Consider the following 20396-nt stretch of genomic DNA (forward strand, 5'->3'; position numbering starts at 1 on the left):
CTAACTTCGAGAAGGCCAGATGACCCGCCAAGCTATATCGCAATCCGGACATACGCCGCCGGTGGAAGCAGGCAGCAGCCTTTCCACGCCGCATGTCCGTGGTGTCCATACGGGATACTTCGAGTGCGCGACGCCGGCTACCTGGACTGAACACGTCCACGAAACCCATGAACTGCTCTGGGGTGCCCGCGGCGTGCTCACGGTGGAAGCCGACGACGGGTTCTTCGCGGTCCCCTCGACGCTGGGCCTATGGATCCCGGCGGGCGTGGCGCACGCGGTGAAATCGACCCAAGGTACGGGCTTTTACTGCTCGCACATTGATGCGCAGGTGGCTCCCGCGCTGGCACATCGAACCGTGGCTGTCACGGTGCCCGCGGCCGCGCAGGAGTTGCTGCGCCACATGAGCACCTTTGACATGGACGATTCCATCCGGCGGAGATCCGAGCATGTTGTGGTGGGGCTGCTCGAGGTCGTTGATTCCCGGCCGATGCTGCTGCCCATGCCCGCCGATCCGCGGCTGGAACTGATGGCCAGGGCGCTTCTTGATGATCCGGCCCTGGATCGTTCATTGGAGGAGTGGAGCGTTGTGGTTGCCGTCAGCGTGCGTAACTTGTCCCGGCTGTTCCATAAGGAAACCGGGATGACCTTTGCCCAGTGGCGGATCCACGCCCGGGTGCGCGTGGCGTTGGGTTTGCTGGCGGCCGGCTACCCGGTGTCGTCGGTCAGCAGGCGTGTGGGTTACAACAATCCAAGCGCGTTCGTGCAGGTGTTCCGAAAGGTGATGGGGCACACTCCTGGCTGGTACGTGGCGTCGCTGAAGGCCGGAAATCATCAGCCTTTGGCCGGTTCCGAATAGAATCCGGCGGTCTCTTCGAGGAGTGCATTGTTAGGGTAGGTATACCTAACTTCGGCGGCCGGATGACAAAGCAGCGCCGCTACCGGGAGCTCTCCGCCTCCCCTGAGAATCAAGAGGACCGCAGTGATTTCACGCCCTAAAACCATGTCTGCCGCCGTTGCGGCACTGGCATCCGCAGCTTTGCTCCTGAGCGGTTGCGCCACCACCGATGCCAACGCCAGCGCGTCATCGGAGACCCGGACGGTCCAAAGCGAGGTCAAAGAAGTCGTCATGCCCGCCGAGCCCAAGAAGGCGCTGGGCATGTACACCACAGACTTGGACATGCTGATCACCCTCGGCATTCCGCTGGCCAGCCAGCAGCCCATCCGGGACAGCGGCTACAAGGGCTTCCCGTACTTCTTCGACCAGAAAGCTTTGGAGGGCATCACGCCGTTCACCAACTACCCGGAGTTCAATTTCGAGGCCATCCTCAAGGCCCAGCCCGACGTTATCCTGAACGGCCTGGGTTACGACAAGGAACTGGACGGGAAGCTCTCCGACATCGCGCCGACCTATACCTTCAACGGTTTCGACGGCAGCGACTGGCGCACCAAGTTCAAGACCGTAGCCGAAGCCTTCGGCAAGACGGCTCAGTACCAGGCTTGGACGGACAAGTACCAGGCCAAGGTTGACGACGTGAAGAAGCGTCTCGCTGCGGCCGGCAAGGACAACCTGGTGGTCGGCCCCGTGGACTACTACGAGGACCAAGTCTCCGTCAGCTGCTACGGAACGCCCTGCCTGGTGATCAAGGACCTGGGCCTGAAGATCTCACCCCTGGCTGATGGCGAGGGCAGCAAGTTGAGCGCCGAGCAGCTGGAGCAGCTCAAGGGAATCGATGTCGCCATCACCACCGAGGTTCCCGAAAAGGACGGTGCCAACCCGGACGCTTTCGCTCCGCTTGCCGGAAACAAGCTCTGGACCTCGCTGCCGTTTGTGGCCAACAAAGAGATCCATACGTACGACCTCGAAATGATTTACGGCTCACCCAGCGGCCAGTATGCGCTGCTTGAGAAGATCGAAAAGGCCCTCCTGCCATGATGCGGATCTACCGCGCCGAGGTAGTCGGAACCCGCTTTCTCACGCCCGGAATGATCCGGATTACCTTCGGCGGACCCGCCCTTGCCGGCTTTGACACCACAGGAATCGGCGACGAATACCTCCGCGTCTTCCTGCCCGACCCGGGTGCCCGGGAAGCGCGGCTTCCCATCTCCACCGGCGACTCCTGGGACTGGGAGCCCGGCGTCGAGCCGTCCGCCATGCGGACCTACACGGTCCGGTCAGTGGATACTGCCGCCGGCACCGTCGACATTGATTTTGTAGTTCACGACGGCGGACTGGCAGCTTCCTGGGCGCAGCGCGCCCAGGTGGGGGACGTCGTCGGACTCAACTCTCCGACCGGTCTGTACGAACCGCCGGCAGGGCTGCAGTGGCAGATCCTGCTGGCAGACGCCACCGGACTTCCGGCCGTGGCCCGGCTTGTGGAGCAGACGCCGCCCGGCGTTCGAACGCGGGTGCTGATCGAGGTTGAGCATGCCACGCACCAGCAGGAGATCACCCTCGGTGCCGGGACCGAACTCGCTTGGATCCACGGCGGGAACGGCCACAGCCAATCCCGCCTGGAGGAGGTCCTGCGGTCGATGGAACTGCCCGGCGGTGTCGGCTACATCTGGGTGGCAGGCGAGACCAAGGTGCTGCGGGGGATCCGCAAGTATCTTCGACACGAGAAGAAGCTCACGCCCGAGTCCTACAAGCTGATTGGCTACTGGACGGACAAGAGCGAGGCTTGGGAACAGCGCTGGGAAAACCTCGACGCCGAAACCCGCCGCTGGTTCGACGAGCTCTGGTCCAACGGGAATCGTGATCACGAGGAAATCGCGGACCTGCAGGACGCCAGGTTCGAATTGCTGGGGCTCTAAGTGGCGGCCGGGACCATGGAGTTGCGATCAGCCCCCGCTGAAACCGCTCCGGTTTCAGCGGGCACGTTGCGGCCGGCGGCTTTGGCGGCTGTGAACAAGCATCGGCTCCTGGGGCTGCTTTCCGCAGTCGGTGCACTGGCGCTGGTCCTGTGGCTGAGCCTTGTGGTGGGATCCAAGGACGTGGACCCGGGGAGTCTATGGCCCGCCATCACCGCGTACGACGGCTCGCCGGAACACGTGATTATCCACGACCTTCGCCTGCCCCGGACGGTCACCGGCGTGCTGGTGGGCGTAGCCCTGGGCCTGTCCGGCGCGCTGATCCAGGCCCTGACGCGCAACCCGTTGGCGGACCCCGGCATCCTGGGCGTCAACGCGGGCGCCGGCTTCTTCGTGGTCCTCGGGGTAGCGCTCCTCGGCGTCACCAGCATCCAGCAGTACATCTGGTTCTCCTTCCTTGGCGCGGTCGTTGCCACGGTGGCCGTGTACTTCATCGGTTCGCGGGGAAGGGGTGGGACCACTCCGCTCCGCCTTACCCTTGCCGGGGTTGCCCTGGGCGCGGTCCTCGGCGGCATTTCGTCCGGCATCACGCTCCTGCGTCCGGCCGTGTTCGACAGTATGCGCAGTTGGAGTGCAGGAACGTTGAGCAATCGCACGTGGGAAGTATTGGCTTCCGTGGCGCCGTTCATCCTGCTGGGAACGCTGATAGCGCTGTGCATGGCCCGTCCCCTCAACGCTGTGGCCATGGGCGATGACACCGCCAGATCCCTCGGTGCCAACATCGTGCGCACCCGGATCTGGACCATCATCGCGGTCACGCTGCTCTGCGGAGCCGCCACCGCTGCCGCCGGACCTATCGGCTTCGTGGGGCTCATGGTGCCACACGTCGCCCGCTGGATCGTTGGTCCGGACCAACGCTGGATCCTGGCCTACACTTTGGTGCTCTCGCCTGTGCTGCTGCTGGTGTCCGACATTCTTGGCAGGCTGGTCCTCCGGCCCGGCGAAATGCAGGTGGGAATCATTACTGCTTTTGTGGGCGCTCCCGTCCTCATCTGGCTCATCCGGCGCCGGAAAGTGAGCACCCTGTGACATCCCTTGACCAGGCGCTTCCCCTTGAGAAGGCGACGTCCGTCGACTTCGGCCGGCGGACCATCGCCATCCGCCGCTTTGGCGGACGCGTCTCACTTCGTCTCGACGTCCGGACCTTGGTTGTCACCGCCGTCCTGTTTACCGCCGCCCTGGCGCTCGCCGTCGTCGCCCTTGGCCTGGGTGAGTTCAGCGTTGCGGTGCCGGACGTTGTTTCGGCGCTGCTGGGCCAATCCAGCGGCGCCGTGCACATGGTGGTGGTGGAGTGGAGATTGCCCCGTGTCCTCCTGGCCCTGTTATTGGGGGCGGCCATGGGGGTCAGCGGGGCAATCTTCCAGTCGCTGACCCGCAACGCGCTGGGAAGCCCCGATGTGATCGGCTTCAACACGGGCGCCTATACGGGTGCGCTGGTGGTCATCCTGCTGATGGGTGGCGGGTACTTTGCGGTGTCGGCCGGTGCTCTGGTGGGTGGTCTGGTGACTGCCGCGCTGGTGTACGTGTTCGCTTACAAGAAGGGCATCCAGGGCTTCCGACTCATCATCGCGGGCATCGCTGTGAGCGCCATGTTGGCCTCGGTAAATACCTGGCTCATTCTCAAAGCCTCGCTGGAGCAGGCAATGTCGGCAGCCGTCTGGGGTGCAGGTTCCTTGAACAAGATCACCTGGGACCAGGTGTTGCCGGTGATGATCGTGTTCGGGGCGCTGCTGCTGGTGCTGTCTTTCTACGGCAGGCGGCTGGGCCTGTTGGAAATGGGCGACGACGCCGCCCGCGCCTTGGGTGTTCGGCTGGAAGGCTCGCGGCTGGTTCTGGCAGTGGTTGGCGTGGCTTTGACGGCGATGGTCACCGCCGCCGCGGGGCCAATCGCCTTCGTATCGCTGGCAGCGCCGCAACTCGCGCGCCGTCTCACCCGCTCGGCCTCTGTGGGCCTGTTCCCTTCGGCTGCCATGGGCGCTTTCCTGTTGGTGGCCAGCGACGTCGCGGCGCAGAACCTCTTTGCGCCCACGCAATTGCCGGTAGGCGTAGTGACTGTCAGCATCGGCGGCTGCTACCTCGTGTGGCTCCTTGCCCGTGAGGTGAAGCGGCAATGAGCGAAGAACCGAAGGAGTCTGTTGTGACTGATGTGTTGGTTGATCCCGTTTCTGGTTTTGCGCCGGATGCCCGCCCCTTCGCTTCGCGCCTCAGCGCCGAGAGCGTGAGTCTCGGCTACGCGGGACGCCCGGTGTCCGAGGCGCTTGACGTGCGGATTCCGGACGGCGGGTTCACGGTGATCGTGGGCCCGAATGCCTGCGGTAAGTCGACGTTGCTGCGGGCGTTGTCCAGGCTGCTGGAGCCGACGTCCGGGTCGGTGCTTTTGGATGGCAAGAGCATCTCCTCCTATGGGGCCAAGGAAGTCGCGCGCCGCCTCGGTTTGTTGCCGCAGACCTCCATTGCACCCGACGGAATCACCGTGGCGGACCTCGTAGCCCGTGGCCGGTACCCGCACCAGAAGCTGCTGCGCCAGTGGTCTGAGGCTGACGAGGCCGCGGTGGTTCAGGCGTTGGAAGCGACGAATGTTGAAGGACTGTCCGGGCGCTTGGTGGACGAACTCTCCGGCGGGCAGCGGCAACGCGTGTGGGTGGCCATGGTGTTGGCGCAGCAAACCCCGTTGCTCCTGCTGGACGAACCCACCACGTTCCTGGACATCGCGCACCAGATCGAGCTCCTGGAACTGTTCCGGCGGTTGAACGGGGAAGGCAACACCCTGGTAGCTGTCCTTCACGACCTCAATCACGCCTGCCGCTACGCCACGCACCTCATCGCCATGAAGGACGGCGCCGTGGTTGCCGAGGGCCGGCCCGCCGATGTAGTGACAGCCGAGCTGGTGGAGCACGTTTTCGGCCTGCCGTGCCTCGTGATCGACGACCCCGTGAGCCACACTCCGCTGGTGATCCCGCTTGGGTCCTGATTCCCCCGACCCGCGAAGTGGCAGTTAATGACAGTGTTTTGCGGGCGTCTTCAGGTGGCTAGTGCAACACCCCTGTAGTTGGAGGGGTGTCATGGTCAAGAAGTTGCCGTGGTCGGTTCGTGCGTGTGCGTATGAGCACTTGCTGGCGGGTGAGGACACGGGACGAAGTGCTGCCGCGGCTGGGGTGTCCCGGCAAGCGGTGTCGCATTGGGCGAAACTAGCGGGCATGGAACTTATCTCCGGCCCTGGTGGTGGCGTGCGTCTTCCGATGGCTTCGGAGGTGCTTTCGCGGGATAAGGAGCGAAGGTACCGGCGGCTGACTTTGGAGGACCGGGCTTATATCAAGGCCTGTCTGGGCTTGCCGGAGCCGCGTTCCATGCGACAGATCGCCAAGGAGTTGGGCGTGCATCCATCAACGGTGTCCCGGGAGATCCGCCGACACAGTATCGAGCATTGGGCCCGGCGCTATTACGACGCCGGGGTTGCCCAACACCGGGCACTGGTCCGCCGAAGACGGAACCGGCCCGTGAAGCTCTCTGCGGGAACGGCGGTGTGGAAGGAGGTCGTGGCACGCTTGAACCAGCGTTTCTCACCTCAACAGAGCGCTGCGGACCTGAAGAAGACGTTCCCCGAGCAGCCGGAGATGCACGTGTCCCACGAGTCAATTTACCAAGCCCTTTACGTGCAGGGCCGGGGTGCCTTGCGGCATGAACTTGCCGTGGAGAAGGCCCTACGTTCGGGCCGGACCGGTCGTAAGCCCCAATCAAAGCTGCCTGCCAGGAACGTAAGGCCCTGGCTTGAAGGGGCCCGGCTGAGCGACCGGCCCGCCGAAGTCCAGGACCGGGCCGTGCCCGGCCATTGGGAAGGTGATTTGGTCGTGGGTCCCGGTAACTCCGGGATCGTCACCTTGGTCGAGCGCTCCTCACGGTTCACTTTGCTGGGCCGGCTGCCGGGAGCCAGGGACAGCGCGACGGTCATCGAGGTCATGCAGAAAATGATCCACACCCTGCCCCAGGCGATCCTTAAAACGATCACCTGGGACCAAGGCACGGAAATGGCTCAACACGCCAAGTTCACAGTAGCGACCGGCTGCCAGCTGTTCTTCTGTGACCCGCACTCACCCTGGCAACGCGGCACGAACGAGAACACCAACGGACTGGTCCGCGATATCCACCCCAAAGGCACGAACTTCAACCAGGTCAGCGACGAAGAACTCGCCCACACCCAGCACCTGCTCAACATCCGACCGCGTCAAACACTCCAATGGGACACCCCAACTGAAAGACTGACCAAACTAATCGATGGTGTTGCACTAGCAAGCTGAAACCGCCGCGAAAACATTGCCATTAACTGCCACCTCGGAGAGTCATCCCGCCCCCAGCAGCTCCTCCCGCCGGCTCTCCGTCTCCTCCCGCAAAGCCTGCACGACGGCGGCTACCGCGGGGCGGCGCATGGAGTCCGGGCGGAGGACCATCCAGTAGGGGAGCAGCTCCGCGAAGTCCGATGGCAGCAACCTCACCAGATCCGCGTGCCGGTCAGCCATGAAGCACGGCAGGAACCCCACCCCGGCGCCGGCCCTGGTTGCTTCGACGTGGACAAAGACGTTCGTTGAACTCAGCCCGTCGCGCATGGTCGGAACCAGCCTCCGGGGAGCGTCCAGGTCATCCACCTGAAGCATGGAATCCACGAAGTACACCAGCTGGTGTTGCGTCAGTTCCTCGATGCTGGAAGGCGTCCCGTTGTCTTTCAGATAGGCACGGGAGGCGTACATTCCCAGCCGGTACTCTCCGAGCCGGATCGCTTCAGCCCGGTGCACTTGCGGCGTCCCGACCACCACCTCGATGTCCAGGCCCGAGCGCTGCTGCAACGCCCGACGCGTCACCGTCACAATCTCCACGCTGAGACCAGGGTGCGAGCGCCGCAGCCGGGCCACCGCTGGTGCCGCGATATAGGCGCTGAAACCATCCGTCGCGGTCATGCGTACGACGCCGGTAATGGGGTCGGGTGCGCGGTCGCTGGGTCCCAGCGCACCCACCGCAGCTTCGATCCGCTCTGCCACCAGAACCGCTTCGGCGCCCAACTCCGTCACCTCCCATCCGCCGGCCGCACGCGCCAGGATCCTGCCGCCCAATGCCTTCTCCAGCGCCGCTATCCTGCGCGAAACGGTGGTGTGGTTCAGCCCCAAGGCTTGTGCCGCCGTCGTGAACTTCCCTGAACGTGAGACGGCAAGGAAGATGAGGAGGTCATCGGGGTTCGGCTTCATATCTGCAATTTTGCACACACGTGGTGCCTCTTTGGTCATTGAGGCATAACAAATCTGCGGCAATACTCAGTGGAGCATTTCGTGTTGTGGATCACATCACGTTCAAAAGGGTCAAAGAGGACACTGAGGAGATGGATATGAGCGTAGAGCAGCGCTCCGCATCAAGAGCAGGGAAAGGCGCCGGCAAAGGCTCCGGCCTGAAGAAGATCGTCGCGGCCTCGATGGTGGGCACCGTCGTGGAATGGTACGAGTTCTTCCTGTACGCCACGGCCGCCACGCTCGTTTTCGGCAAGTACTTCTTCCCGAGCACAGGAAACGAACTGGACGGCATCATCCAGGCCTTCATCACCTACGCCGTGGGTTTCGTCGCGCGGCCGCTGGGTGGCATCGTGTTCGGCCAGATCGGCGACAAGCTCGGCCGCAAACCGACGCTGCAGCTGACCATCGTGATCGTGGGCGTCTCGACGTTCCTGATGGGCTGCCTCCCCGGCTTCATGGACATCGGGTACTGGGCGCCGGCCATGCTGGTGGCACTTCGCTTCATCCAGGGCTTCGCGCTCGGCGGCGAGTGGGGTGGCGCTGTGTTGCTGGTAGCTGAGCACAGCCCCAACAAGTCGCGTGGTTTCTGGTCCTCGTGGCCGCAGGCCGCTGTGCCGGTGGGCAACCTCCTGGCCACACTGGTCCTGTTCGTTATGTCCACCACCCTGAGCAGCGAAGCGTTCCTCGGCTGGGGCTGGCGCGTTGCATTCTGGCTCTCCGCGGTGATCGTGTTCGTTGGCTACTACATCCGAACCCACGTCACCGAAGCCCCGATCTTCCTCGAAGCCAAGGCACAGGTGGAAGAGTCCAAGGCCATCAGCTACGGCGTCGGCGAGGTCATCCGCAAGTACCCCAAGGGCATCCTGCAGGCCATGGGACTCCGTTTCGCGGAGAACATCATGTACTACCTCGTGGTGAGCTTCGCGATCGTCTACCTCAAGAGCGTCCACAAGTACGACACGTCCTCGCTCCTGCTGGCACTCCTGATCGCCCACGTCATCCACTTCCTGGTCATTCCGCAGGTCGGCCGGCTTGTTGATTCGTGGGGCCGCAAGCCCGTGTACCTCATCGGCGCCATTACCGGTGCAACCTGGCCGTTCTTCGCCTTCCCCATGTTCGACACCAAGAACGCCGTGATCATCGTGCTCGCCGTGACCATCGGCCTCTGCCTGCACGCCTTCATGTACGCCGGTCAGCCGGCCATCATGTCCGAGCTCTTCCCCACCCGCATGCGCTACTCCGGCGTCTCACTGGGCTCGCAGGTCACGTCCATCTTCGCCGGATCACTCGCTCCGCTGCTGGCAACCCAGTGGCTCAAGGACACCGGCTCATGGGTTCCCACAGCGATCTACCTCGTGGTCGCCTGCGCGATTACCGCCGTCGCGGTTATTTCACTCAAGGAAACCAAGGGCATCGCACTCCAGGAGGTGGACGAGGCCGACGCAGTAAGGCACGGACTCACCACCGCACCCGCTACCTCGAAGGGCTGATCTGATGGACAACTCCTTGAACGGACGCAAAGCGCTGATAACCGGAGGCGCGAGCGGTATCGGGGCTGCCTGTGCCCGTGCGCTCGCCGCCCGTGGCGCGAAGGTAGTAGTGGCCGACGTCGATGCCTCCGGAGCTGCGGCCCTTGCCGACGAGCTGGGCGGCACGGCCTGGACGGTGGACCTGCTGGATACTGAGGCGTTGGCCGCACTGAGCCTTGACTGCGACATTCTGGTCAACAACGCCGGCATCCAAAAGGTCGCGCCGATCGAGGAGTTCGAACCAGCGGAGTTCCGACGGATCCTGGCCCTGATGCTGGAGGCGCCGTTCCTCCTGATCCGTGCCGCCCTCCCGCACATGTACGCCAACAACTTCGGCCGGATCATCAACATCTCCTCGGTCCACGGGCTCCGGGCCTCGGCCTACAAGAGCGCGTACGTGTCCGCCAAGCACGGTCTTGAGGGACTCAGCAAGGTCACTGCTTTGGAAGGCGGTGAGCACGGTGTCACGTCCAACTGCATCAACCCCGGCTACGTCCGCACGCCCCTTGTTGAGAAGCAGATCGCGGACCAGGCCCGGCTCCATGGCATCCCCGAGGCCGAAGTCCTGGCCAAGGTGATGCTCACGGAGTCGGCGGTGAAGCGGTTGGTGGAGCCGGAGGAAGTTGCGTCGTTGGCAGCTTGGATGGCCTCCGACGACGCCGGTATGGTCACCGGCGCGAGCTACACCATGGACGGCGGGTGGTCGGCCAGGTAGCCCCGGCAAAGTCAATTGGTGGGAGCAACGCTGGGGGTTAGGCCGCTTGTAGCAGCTGGTTTAGCCGGTTGGCTGGGGTCTCGAGGTTCAGTGTGGGTCTGGGGCGGCGGTTGAGTTTCGCTGCGACCAGGCGGATGTCCTCGGGGGTGTGCACTGAAAGGTCAGTGCCTTTCTCGAACCAGAACCGCAGGAGCCGGTTGGTGTTTTCGTTGGTGCCGCGCTGCCAGGGCGAGTGCGGGTCGCAGAAGTACATCGTCGTATCGAGAGCGGTCTGGATTTTTGCGTAGTCGGCCAGTTCGGTGCCGCGGTCCCAGGTGATCGACCGGCGCAGGTGATCCGGGAGGGAGGCCATCTCCCGGATCATCGCGGCGGCAACGGTTTCCGCGGTGTGGTCCCCTGGCAGGTGCAGCAGGATCGTGAACCGGGTTGAGCGTTCCACCAAGGTTCCGATCGCTGTCCCGTTGGCGCCGATGATGAGGTCACCTTCCCAATGCCCGGGCACTGCCCGGTCCTGGACCTCGGCGGGACGTTGGCTGATCTTGAAGGCCTCTTTATAGGGGCTGTTGGCGCGCCGGTCAGTGCCGTGGGGGATGCGTTGTTTGCGTTTCAGGCTGAGCTTTTCGGCCAGGTCCGCCCGCAGGTTCCCGCGGGTTTGGACGTAAAGGGCCTGGTAGATCGTCTCGTGGCTCACCTGCATAGTCTGATCGTCACCGAAGTAATACGCCAACATCGAGGAGATCAGCTTCGGACTCCACCCGTCATCCATCCAGACGCCGATCAGCCGGCACAAACCCTCGTCCTTGGCCAGCCTGAAGGGTTTGGGACGGCGCCTGTCCTGATGCGCTTTGGCGTGAGCGACCGAGGCGTAGTACTTCCCGTCCGCGCTCGTGTGGCGTTTGACCTCCCGCCAAACTACGGACTTATCCCGCCCGATCAATGCGCCGATCTTCGCGTAACTGAGGCCCATCCGCACACCCATCTGGATCATGCCTCGCTCTTCCAGACCCAACGCACGGCCAGGGCCCCCGACTGAAGGAGCAGGATCGGCAAGACCTCCGGTAGCACCCCGGTTCACGGTCATCATTAGGCCAGACTGAACCCACCAATTGTGCCCGGTAGCGTGCACCGCCCCGACACGCCGGGCAGCAGTACGAACAGGCATCCCCGCACACACCAAATCAAGAAACTCAGTACGCGCAGCCTTGGGGAACAACTTGACCATAAAACGCTCCATCAATCAGAGCGTTGCAACGACCCTATGACTTTGCCGCGCGAACATTGGCATTAACTGTCATACGGGCGTGGAAAATCAGGCGGTTTCGTCCACCAATTCGGCCCGGCGAAGGCCACCACCGCGGACCCACAGTTTGTAGGCCACGAACAGGAGTACCAGCCAGGTTCCGCCAACGTACAGCGCAACCCGGGTGTCCTCGAAGACTCCAAGGATCACGATGACCATCGCCATGAACGCCATGGTCAGGATGGACGCAGCAGGCCAGAGCGGCGAGCCGAATTCCGACGCCGGCAGGCCCTTGCGCTTGATCTCCCGCTTCATCGCGACGTGCGAAACCAGGATCATCACCCAGACCCACACGGTGGCGAAGGTGGCGATCGAGGCAATGAGCACGAACACGTCTTCGGGGATGACGGCGTTCAAAACGACGCCCACCAGCAGGATGCAACCCATCATCACCACGGTCATCCACGGAACGCCGTGGCGGGAAATCTTGCTGAAGCTCTTGGGTGCGTGGCCCTGCTGTGCCAGACCAAACAGGATGCGCCCGGCCCCGAAAATGTCGCTGTTGATCGCCGAGAGCGCGGCGGTGATGACCACGGCGTTGAGGATGTGCGGAGCGGCCGGGATGCCCAGTCCGTCGAAGATCTGCACGAACGGGCTGCCGCTGCTGCCGATCTCGTTCCACGGGAAGATGCTCATCAGCACGCCCAAAGTCAGCACGTAGAACAGGAGCACCCGCACGGGCACGGTGTTGACGGCCTGCGGGATGACCTTTTTGGGGTCGGCGGCTTCGCCTGCGGTGATGCCGATCGTTTCGATCCCGCCAAACGCAAACATCACGACGGCGAACGCTGCCAGGAGCCCTTCGAACCCGTTGGGGAACAAACCGCCGTGGTTCACGAGGTTCCCCAGCCCCGGTGCCACGCCACCGCCGTCGCCCGTTTGGAAACCGAACACGATGATCGCCGCACCGCCCACGATCATGGCGATAATCGCCACCACCTTGATCAGCGAGAACCAGAACTCAAGCTCACCAAACACCTTCACGCTGAGCAGGTTCATGGCGCCCAGGAACAGGATGATCGCCAGCACCCAGATCCATCTGTCCACCTGTGGGAACCAGAAGCCCATGTAGATACTGAAGGCCGTGACGTCGGCGATTGCCACGATCGCCATTTCGAACACGTAGGTCCACCCGGTTACGAAACCGGCGAAAGGCCCCAGGTAGCGGCTCGCGTATTGGCCGAACGAGCCGGACACGGGGTGTCGGACGGCCATTTCGCCGAGGGCGCGCATCACCATGAACACGGCCGCGCCGCCGATGATGTAGGCAAGCAGGACGGCCGGTCCGGCCTTTTGGATGGCGGATGCCGAGCCGTAGAACAGGCCGGTGCCGATCGCGGATCCGAGTGCCATGAAGCGGATGTGACGGACGTTGAGGCCTCGGCTGAGCGCCGTACCTGCGGCCTGGAGGACAGAGCTCTCCACAGCCAGCTTGGTTTGTTGCATAGTAAAACCTTCTCGTCTTTGGGAGGGGATCGCTATCCAGCAGATCACTTTTGACGGCCTTGTGATCGGACTCACGAGGGATTGGTGTCTTTGATCGCAGACACCATGCTGTGGGTCTCATCAGAGGGTGGTAAAAGTCATAGTTCCCGGTCGGATATGATGACCGCGGACAGCTCTTCAACACGGTCAGGCATCCCTCGCATTTCGCGTCGCCCCCTTTGAACTCTGTGCTGACTCTTGCATCTGTTACTTGGGGGACTCATGATTTCCGTAATCCGCGCTACCCGACGCCGTTGGGCAGCTGCCGTTGTTGCCGTAGTGGCCGGGGCATCCTTGCTCTTTGCCGCACCCGCGCAGGCCTATGACGTGCCGAATTTTGAGGTTCCGAACGCCTCGCAAGCTCCCGTGCCTTTCGTGGAACGGGTGAGTGACGCCGCTGGCGTGGTTGAGCTCTGGAAGACCGGCGGTCCCGCAATCCGCACCGCCGCCGCTGCCGCCTTGGTGGGTGGGCCGGACGCGGTCCAGGCATTCCTCGACGGCGGCCAGGACGTCGCGCTGGCAGCTGACCGGAAGCAGCTGGTCACCGAGCTGACGACACGGGGGAGCGAGAATGTCAGGGAGAGCGCGGTCAGGGTACTGGCCACTAACGACCCCAGCGTGATGACTAGCTTCCTGTCAAAGGGCTGGGCCGGCGCCTGGGATCTCGACCTGCGGATAACGGCCACTCGGTTCCTCAACTACTCGGGTCCCATCCGGATGGCTGCTTCCAAGAGCCTGGACAACGGCAGTGAGGCTGTCGAGAAGTTCGTTCTCGAAGGCTGGCAAAAGACCGCTCAGGGCCAGGATCGTGAGGCAGTAACCTACCTGACCAATTCGCCCATTGCCGCCGTCACTCGCGGAGCGCAGGCTGCTCTGGACACCTACGACCCTGAAGTCCTTGCTACATACCTGCGCTACGGTCAGTTCGTTGCCGCAGCGCAGGACCAAAAATTGACTACGGTCACCAAATCACTCGACGCTGTGAGGGCAGATATCGCAGCCAACCCTGCTGGCTCGGCAGCCGTGGCGGATCGCGCGAAGACTGCTCTGGAGAACGCGCGACACGCCGTTGATGGCCCCAAGAAGACCGACCTGAGGCGCTTGCTGGAAGAGCGGGACTATCGCTTCTCGCAGGCTTGGCCCAAGCAGGCCATAGACAAAGCCCGGCTCGCATCCCAAGAGCCCGCCAAGGCTGCATTCAAAAAGGCCGCCGCCGAGCTTCCGGCTTTGCTGTCGACGCTAACGGCCCCTGGAGCTGATCTTGATCCTTTGATCATGGAAGCCCGCCAGGCCACACTGGACCTCGCATTGGTGGGTACGCCTGAAGTGCGGAAGGCAGCTGAGGCTGCTCTGCTGGGTGGGAACTCTGCCGTCAAGGACTTCATTGCCGATGGTCACGGTCTCGCGAGCGAACAGGACAGTGCAGCCTTTGTTAACGACAGGCAGCGTGCTTTCCAGCACATGGCCGCGGGCGGCGTGCACGTGGTCCAGGCTGCTAAGGACGCTGTTAAGTCCGTCAACCATGCAGATGTCCGGTACTTCCTCGAGTACGGACACTCCGACGCGCAGTACTTGGATAACTCGGAATTGGCCGACGGTCTCATAAGGCTCGATTCTCCGGAGCTCCAGACTGCTGCTGGCGTAGCGATGGCGGGCGGGCGAGCGGAACTTCAGGCATTTGCATCAAGCGAACAGTTCACTGCTGCCGAAAAGGACGCGGCGAATGCCCGGCATACCGCCGCCGTAAACACCGCTCTCGCAGAGCTGTCGCGGCTCACTGACCAGGCAATCCTCGACGCCGGTAGGGCGGCTGACGCTGCGAAGGCCGCTGAAGCCGCACGCCAGGCTGAAGCCGCTGGTGGGCAGCTTGCGGCCGGCAGCGTTGATGCATCGCAGCAATCGGGAACAGGAGCAGCCCCGATCGTCATTCCGTGGCCGCGCGAGTACGCTCCCGCCGTCGGACTTGCTGAGACCGGAGCTGTCACGGAGTCCGTAGAAAAGCCCGCAGCAACACCGTCCGCCACACCGAGCATTTCCGTGCCGCCGACGACCTCGGCAGCAAAGGGCTCCACATCGGTGGATTCCCAGTCACAGGAGGCGGCTGCTCCGATGGCTGCTTCTTCTGCGGGCATGAGTGGCTGGACCATCGGCCTCATCGTGGCACTGGTCCTGGCAGCAGCTGGAGCCATCACGTTCCTGTTGCGCCGCAAGGGTCCCTCCCCAGCCGAGGGATAGCCGGCAACGCCTCCGGGCAGTCGGAAAACGTCGTCAGAGTGTCCGGTATACCGGACACTCCCGGCGGCCCGGTGCTGGTCAATGCCTTGTGAAAGGTGCACGCTTGAGTACGGGATACCGGACAGTATGCTCCGGCGCCCCTCAAGATCCCCCAGCAGCGAGGAACCATGACCACCACGCCCACCGCGCCCGGCAAGGCCACGTCCAAAGTCCCGGCTGCCGAAAACACCTTGCGCATCCTGAAACTGTTGGCTTCGCGGCGAGGGCCGATGGCGGCGTCGAATATCGCCACGGCACTGGGCCTGCCGCGGTCCAGTGTCTACCACCTTCTGGGCGTTATGGAGGCGAACGGCTTCGTCCTCCATCTGCATGAGGAGCAGCGCTACGGGCTCGGCATCAGTGCCTTCGAACTCAGCTCCGCCTATTCGCGGCAGGAGCCGTTGTCCCGGCTGGGTCGCCCCATGCTGGCGTCGCTGGTTGACGTCATCGGCGAGAGCGCACACCTGGCTGTGCTCCATGGCCGCGATGTCCTTTACATCGTGGAAGAACGTGCCAAGAACCGCCCAAGCCTGGTGACCGACGTCGGGGTTCGACTTCCCAGCCACCTCACCGCGTCCGGTCGGGCAATCCTCGCCGCCTTGCCCAAGTCGCAGGTCCGCGCCCTCTACCCGAACGCTGCGGCCTTCACGTCCCGGCACGATGTCGAGTTTCCCATCATGAAGTACTCCGCCTTGTCGTCCCATTTGGACCAGGTGCGCCAGCGTGGCTACGCCACGGAAAACGGCGAAATCACTCCCGGGTTCGGCTCCATCGCCGTCGCCGTGACTGACCACGTTGGATGGCCGACGGCGGCAGTCGCCGTCACGTTCCTGGAGGACAAAGTGCCGGCTGAGCAATGGCCCGTACTGGCCGCGCGGATCAGGAAAGCCGCCGACGAACTGTCGGTCCGGATCCATGGTCGCCCGACGGCGGGCTGACGCTTAGTAAGCGCCGATGCACCCTAGCGGCTGCCCGGCCCGGGGGAGTCGCGTTCAACCATGGCGCGGAAAGCTTCCAGCTCGCCCCGGAAACTGCCCCGGTAGGATCCCGTGGCGAAGAGTCGTCCCACCACCGTGGACACCAGTCCGCGTGTTTCGAACAGCTGCTGGATGCGCGTGCCACCACTTTCCGAGGTGAACGTGACATCCGATTCCCCTTTGAGGATCGCGTTGCCGAAGCGGGTGCGGATGTGCCGCGGCCGTTCCGCAGCGATGACTTCCGTGGGACTCGCCATCCGGCCGAACCACACCGTATAGCTGCTGCCGGCCTGGTCGGTGGAGCCAACGAGATCGGTCACGCGTGTGACGCCGCCGATCCACTCAGTAAACCTGTCAGGATCCGTCCAGGTGTCGAAAACCCGCTCCGGCGGCGCGGCGACCAAGGTGGACACTCGATACGTTGCCATGGGTCCAGCATGCGCGCATCCGGGCGCGAAAGCGAGAGCATCCGCATGTCTGTAATCCCGGACAGCACCGCCCGAAAAGCCGTTCCGGCCGCTTGGTAAAGGGGCTTTAGTAGAAGCAGAAGATCTTTCCACCACACACTTCCCACAGACGAAGGAGTCACCATGGCACCCGCCGATTTCACTACTGGTGCCCGTCCGGTCAAGGCCGCCCGGGGTACTGAACTTACTGCCAAGTCGTGGCAGACCGAGGCGCCGTTGCGCATGCTGATGAACAACCTCGACCCCGAGGTCGCCGAGCGTCCGGACGACCTGGTCGTTTACGGGGGTACGGGACGCGCAGCGCGTTCCTGGGCTGCGTTCGATGCGATTACCCGGACCCTGGAAACCATGGAGAAGGACGAGACCCTGCTGGTGCAGTCGGGTAAGCCGGTAGGTGTCTTCCGCACGAATGAGTGGGCGCCGCGGGTGTTGTTGGCGAACTCGAATCTGGTGGGGGATTGGGCTACGTGGCCTGAGTTCCGCCGGCTCGAGGCTGAGGGCCTGATGATGTACGGCCAGATGACGGCCGGGTCCTGGATCTACATCGGCACCCAGGGCATCCTGCAGGGCACCTACGAAACCTTTGCCGCCGTCGGAAATAAGCTCGCTGCGGAGGGCCGGCACCCGGCCCCGGCTGCGGAGGGTTCCTCGGAGGGGCCTTTGGCGGGGACTCTGACCTTGACTGGTGGGTGTGGTGGCATGGGCGGTGCCCAGCCGCTGGCCGTGACGTTGAATGATGGCGCGTGCTTGATTGTTGATGTGGACGAGTCCCGTCTGCGTCGGCGTGTGGGTAAGCGGTACCTGGACGAGGTCGAAACCGATCTGGACACCGCGATCGCCAAAGTCCAGGCCGCCAAGGACGAGCGCCGCGGCTGGTCCGTCGGTTACGTGGGCAACGCCGCTGAAGTCTTCCCCGAATTGCTGCGCCGCCACAAGGCCGGCGAAGTCACTTTTGATGTGGTCACGGACCAGACCAGTGCGCATGACCCGTTGTCCTACCTGCCGGAGGGCATCACCGTGGCCGAGTGGCACACCGAAGCCGAAGCGGATCCGGAAGGGTTCACCAAGAAGGCCCAGGCTTCCATGGCCCGCCATGTGCAGGCGATGGTGGAGTTCCAGGACGCCGGAGCTGAGGTCTTTGATTACGGAAACTCGATCCGTGACGAGGCCCGTAAGGGCGGGTACGACCGTGCGTTCGAATTCCCCGGTTTCGTCCCCGCGTACATTCGTCCGTTGTTCTGCGAGGGTTTGGGCCCGTTCCGCTGGGTCGCGCTCTCGGGCGATCCGGAAGACATCGCGGTGACGGACGCTGCGATCAAGGAGTTGTTCCCGGAGAACAAGCACCTCCACAAGTGGATCGACGCCGCGGCGGAGCGGGTGGAGTTCGAGGGCCTGCCGGCACGTATTTGCTGGCTCGGGTACGGCGAACGCGCCAAGGCCGGGTTGTTGTTCAACCAGCTCGTCGCCGAGGGCAAGGTCAAGGCCCCGATCGTGATCGGTCGTGACCACCTGGATTCAGGGTCCGTGGCGTCCCCGTACCGTGAGACCGAGTCGATGAAGGATGGCTCGGACGCGGTCGCTGACTGGCCGCTGCTGAACGCACTGACTGCTGCATCCTCGGGCGCTACCTGGGTGTCCATCCACCACGGTGGTGGTGTCGGTATTGGCCGGTCCATCCACACTGGCCAGGTTTCCGTCGCTGACGGCACGGAACTGGCAGCCCAGAAACTGGAACGGCTCCTGACCAACGACCCCGGCATGGGCGTCATCCGCCACGTCGACGCCGGCTACGACCGCGCCATCGAGGTCGCCAACGAACGCGGCGTCCGCATCCCCATGAACGAGAAGTAGGCAACAAAAGTGACTATTACTACCCACGAACCCCTGACCGTCACCCTCGGCTCCAGCGGCGTGACCCCGGAAGACGTGGTCGCCGTCGCGCGCCATGACGCCAAGGTGACCATCTCCCAGGAAGCCCTGGACAACGTCGCCAAGGTCCGCGCCCACATCGATGACCTCGCTACCAGCGATGTCCCCGCCTACGGCATTTCCACGGGCTTCGGCGCCCTGGCTAACCGCCACATCCCCAACGACCTCCGCACGCAGCTGCAGAAGTCGCTGATCCGCAGCCACGCCGCCGGCATGGGCCCGGCCGTGGAACGGGAAGTGGTCCGCGGCATCATGTTCCTCCGCGCCAAGACCCTGGCATCGGGCCGCACCGGCGTCCGTCCGGTGGTCCTGCAGACCATGGTGGACGTCCTCAATGCAGGCATCACCCCGCTGGTCCGCGAGTTCGGTTCGCTCGGTTGCTCCGGCGACCTCGCACCGCTGTCCCACTGCGCGCTGGTCCTCATGGGTGAAGGTGAAGCAACGGGCCCCGACGGCGAGCTCTACGGCGTTGCCGGAAAGGCGCCCGTTGCTGAGCTGCTCGCCCAGCACGGCATCGAGCCCGTCACGCTGGCTGAGAAGGAGGGCCTGGCCCTCGTCAACGGCACCGAAGGCATGCTTGGCATGCTGCTGATGGCCATCGCCGACATCCGCCTGTTGCTCGCGACGGCGGACGTCACCGCAGCGCTCAGCGTCGAGGCACTGCTGGGCACCGACCAGGTGTTCCTGCCGGAACTCCACGCAGCACTGCGTCCGCACCCCGGCCAGGCCGCCAGCGCCGACAACATGCTCCGTGTGCTGTCCAACTCGCCAATCGTTGCCTCCCACAGGATCAACGACACCAAGGTGCAGGACGCCTACTCGCTTCGTTGTGCCCCACAGGTTGCCGGCGCCGTCCGCGACACCGTGGACCACGCCGCGCTGGTGGCGTCCCGCGAACTTGCTGCCGCCATCGACAACCCCGTGGTCCTGCCCGACGGCCGCGTCACCTCCAACGGCAACTTCCACGGCGCCCCGGTGGCGTACGTCCTGGACTTCCTGGCCATCGCTGTTGCGGACCTCAGCTCCATCGCCGAGCGCCGCACGGACCGCATGCTGGACCCGGCCCGCTCGCACGGACTCCCGGCCTTCCTCGCCGGAGACCCCGGAGTGGACTCCGGCCTGATGATCGCCCAGTACACGCAGGCAGGCCTGGTCTCGGACAACAAGCGCCTGGCCGTACCGGCATCGGTGGACTCCATCCCGAGCTCCGCGATGCAGGAAGACCACGTGTCCATGGGCTGGCACGCAGCCCGGAAGCTTCGCAAGGCCGTTGAGAACCTTCGCCGCGTGCTCGCCGTCGAACTCGTCACCAGCGCACGCGCCATTGATATGCGTACGCAGATGTCCGACGGCGAACTCACCCCGGGTCCTGCCGGCACGGCAGTACTTGAGGTGCTTCGCGAAGTGGTGCAGGGACCGGGAACCGACCGGTTCCTGTCGCCCGAACTCGAAGCGGCTGACCGTTTGGTTGGCTCCGGCGCGGTCCGTGCGGCCGCCGAATCCGCCGTCGGGATTTTGGCCTGACGTCGAATAAAATGCTCATTTCATGGGCAGATTTGTCACGCCCCGGTCTTTGTTC

Annotated in this window: 17 protein-coding genes; 13 read left to right on the top strand and 4 right to left on the bottom strand. The window is 63.9% G+C overall.

Annotation, left to right across the window (positions count from 1 at the left end; all coding sequences use genetic code 11):
• Nucleotides 1-19 precede the first annotated feature (19 nt).
• From HMI60_RS05940 to HMI60_RS05970, 7 genes are all read left to right on the top strand, one after another.
• Nucleotides 20-856 (top strand): AraC family transcriptional regulator, encoded by an 837-nt coding sequence (locus tag HMI60_RS05940; RefSeq protein WP_227453662.1) that lies wholly within the window; start codon nucleotides 20-22, stop codon nucleotides 854-856.
• Between the two features lie 144 nt (nucleotides 857-1000).
• Entirely contained in the window at nucleotides 1001-1933 is a 933-nt protein-coding gene (locus HMI60_RS05945) for an ABC transporter substrate-binding protein (protein WP_193590743.1), read from the top strand.
• The gene (locus HMI60_RS05950; protein WP_193590744.1) at nucleotides 1930-2811 is read left to right on the top strand and encodes a siderophore-interacting protein; all 882 of its coding nucleotides are present in this window, start codon (nucleotides 1930-1932) and stop codon (nucleotides 2809-2811) included. Before HMI60_RS05945 ends, HMI60_RS05950 begins: the two co-directional genes overlap by 4 nt.
• Before the next feature lie 15 nt (nucleotides 2812-2826).
• Nucleotides 2827-3897, top strand: a complete 1071-nt coding sequence (locus tag HMI60_RS05955; RefSeq protein WP_370584098.1) for a Fe(3+)-siderophore ABC transporter permease — start codon at nucleotides 2827-2829, stop codon at nucleotides 3895-3897.
• Complete coding sequence (locus HMI60_RS05960; protein WP_193590746.1) at nucleotides 3894-4982, top strand: iron chelate uptake ABC transporter family permease subunit; 1089 nt, start codon at nucleotides 3894-3896, stop codon at nucleotides 4980-4982. The genes HMI60_RS05955 and HMI60_RS05960 overlap by 4 nt, the downstream gene beginning before the upstream one ends.
• Nucleotides 4979-5839 carry an ABC transporter ATP-binding protein gene (locus HMI60_RS05965; protein WP_227453663.1) on the top strand — a complete coding sequence of 287 codons (861 nt, stop codon included), beginning with the start codon at nucleotides 4979-4981 and terminating at the stop codon, nucleotides 5837-5839. The genes HMI60_RS05960 and HMI60_RS05965 overlap by 4 nt, the downstream gene beginning before the upstream one ends.
• A gap of 226 nt (nucleotides 5840-6065) precedes the next feature.
• Nucleotides 6066-7163, top strand: coding sequence for an IS30 family transposase (locus tag HMI60_RS05970; protein ID WP_209783738.1), 1098 nt, complete (start codon nucleotides 6066-6068; stop codon nucleotides 7161-7163).
• Between the two features lie 42 nt (nucleotides 7164-7205).
• Here the strand turns inward: HMI60_RS05970 and HMI60_RS05975 are convergent, their stop codons facing one another.
• Entirely contained in the window at nucleotides 7206-8102 is an 897-nt protein-coding gene (locus HMI60_RS05975; RefSeq protein WP_193590748.1) for a LysR family transcriptional regulator, read from the bottom strand.
• Between the two features lie 137 nt (nucleotides 8103-8239).
• Here HMI60_RS05975 and HMI60_RS05980 point away from each other — a divergent pair, with 137 nt between their 5' ends.
• Nucleotides 8240-9631 carry an MFS transporter gene (locus HMI60_RS05980; protein ID WP_193590749.1) on the top strand — a complete coding sequence of 464 codons (1392 nt, stop codon included), beginning with the start codon at nucleotides 8240-8242 and terminating at the stop codon, nucleotides 9629-9631.
• Between the two features lie 4 nt (nucleotides 9632-9635).
• Nucleotides 9636-10385 carry a 3-hydroxybutyrate dehydrogenase gene (locus HMI60_RS05985; RefSeq protein WP_018780360.1) on the top strand — a complete coding sequence of 250 codons (750 nt, stop codon included), beginning with the start codon at nucleotides 9636-9638 and terminating at the stop codon, nucleotides 10383-10385.
• A gap of 37 nt (nucleotides 10386-10422) precedes the next feature.
• Here HMI60_RS05985 and HMI60_RS05990 read toward each other — a convergent pair whose 3' ends face one another.
• Both HMI60_RS05990 and HMI60_RS05995 read right to left on the bottom strand, forming a co-directional pair.
• Nucleotides 10423-11607 carry an IS30 family transposase gene (locus HMI60_RS05990; protein WP_039243563.1) on the bottom strand — a complete coding sequence of 395 codons (1185 nt, stop codon included), beginning with the start codon at nucleotides 11605-11607 and terminating at the stop codon, nucleotides 10423-10425.
• Nucleotides 11608-11694: 87 nt separating this feature from the next.
• Nucleotides 11695-13131, bottom strand: coding sequence for an amino acid permease (locus HMI60_RS05995; RefSeq protein ID WP_055975539.1), 1437 nt, complete (start codon nucleotides 13129-13131; stop codon nucleotides 11695-11697).
• A 261-nt stretch (nucleotides 13132-13392) separates the two neighbouring features.
• On the opposite strand from HMI60_RS05995, the gene HMI60_RS06000 reads away from it, so the two are divergent.
• Nucleotides 13393-15405, top strand: a complete 2013-nt coding sequence (locus HMI60_RS06000) for an ALF repeat-containing protein (RefSeq protein ID WP_193590750.1) — start codon at nucleotides 13393-13395, stop codon at nucleotides 15403-15405.
• 167 nt (nucleotides 15406-15572) lie between these two features.
• Nucleotides 15573-16382: an IclR family transcriptional regulator gene (locus tag HMI60_RS06005; RefSeq protein WP_018780287.1), complete on the top strand. Its 810-nt coding sequence runs from the start codon at nucleotides 15573-15575 to the stop codon at nucleotides 16380-16382.
• Between the two features lie 23 nt (nucleotides 16383-16405).
• Here the strand turns inward: HMI60_RS06005 and HMI60_RS06010 are convergent, their stop codons facing one another.
• Nucleotides 16406-16849: an SRPBCC domain-containing protein gene (locus HMI60_RS06010; RefSeq protein ID WP_193590751.1), complete on the bottom strand. Its 444-nt coding sequence runs from the start codon at nucleotides 16847-16849 to the stop codon at nucleotides 16406-16408.
• Between the two features lie 162 nt (nucleotides 16850-17011).
• Here HMI60_RS06010 and HMI60_RS06015 point away from each other — a divergent pair, with 162 nt between their 5' ends.
• Together HMI60_RS06015 and hutH are read left to right on the top strand one after the other, a co-directional pair.
• Complete coding sequence (locus HMI60_RS06015) at nucleotides 17012-18739, top strand: urocanate hydratase (RefSeq protein WP_193590752.1); 1728 nt, start codon at nucleotides 17012-17014, stop codon at nucleotides 18737-18739.
• Between the two features lie 9 nt (nucleotides 18740-18748).
• A complete protein-coding gene (gene hutH / locus HMI60_RS06020) occupies nucleotides 18749-20341 on the top strand; it encodes a histidine ammonia-lyase (protein ID WP_018780284.1) in 1593 nt (530 codons plus the stop codon).
• Nucleotides 20342-20396 lie beyond the last annotated feature (55 nt).

The organism is Paenarthrobacter sp. YJN-D (assembly GCF_015040335.1).
GTDB lineage: Bacteria > Actinomycetota > Actinomycetes > Actinomycetales > Micrococcaceae > Arthrobacter > Arthrobacter nicotinovorans.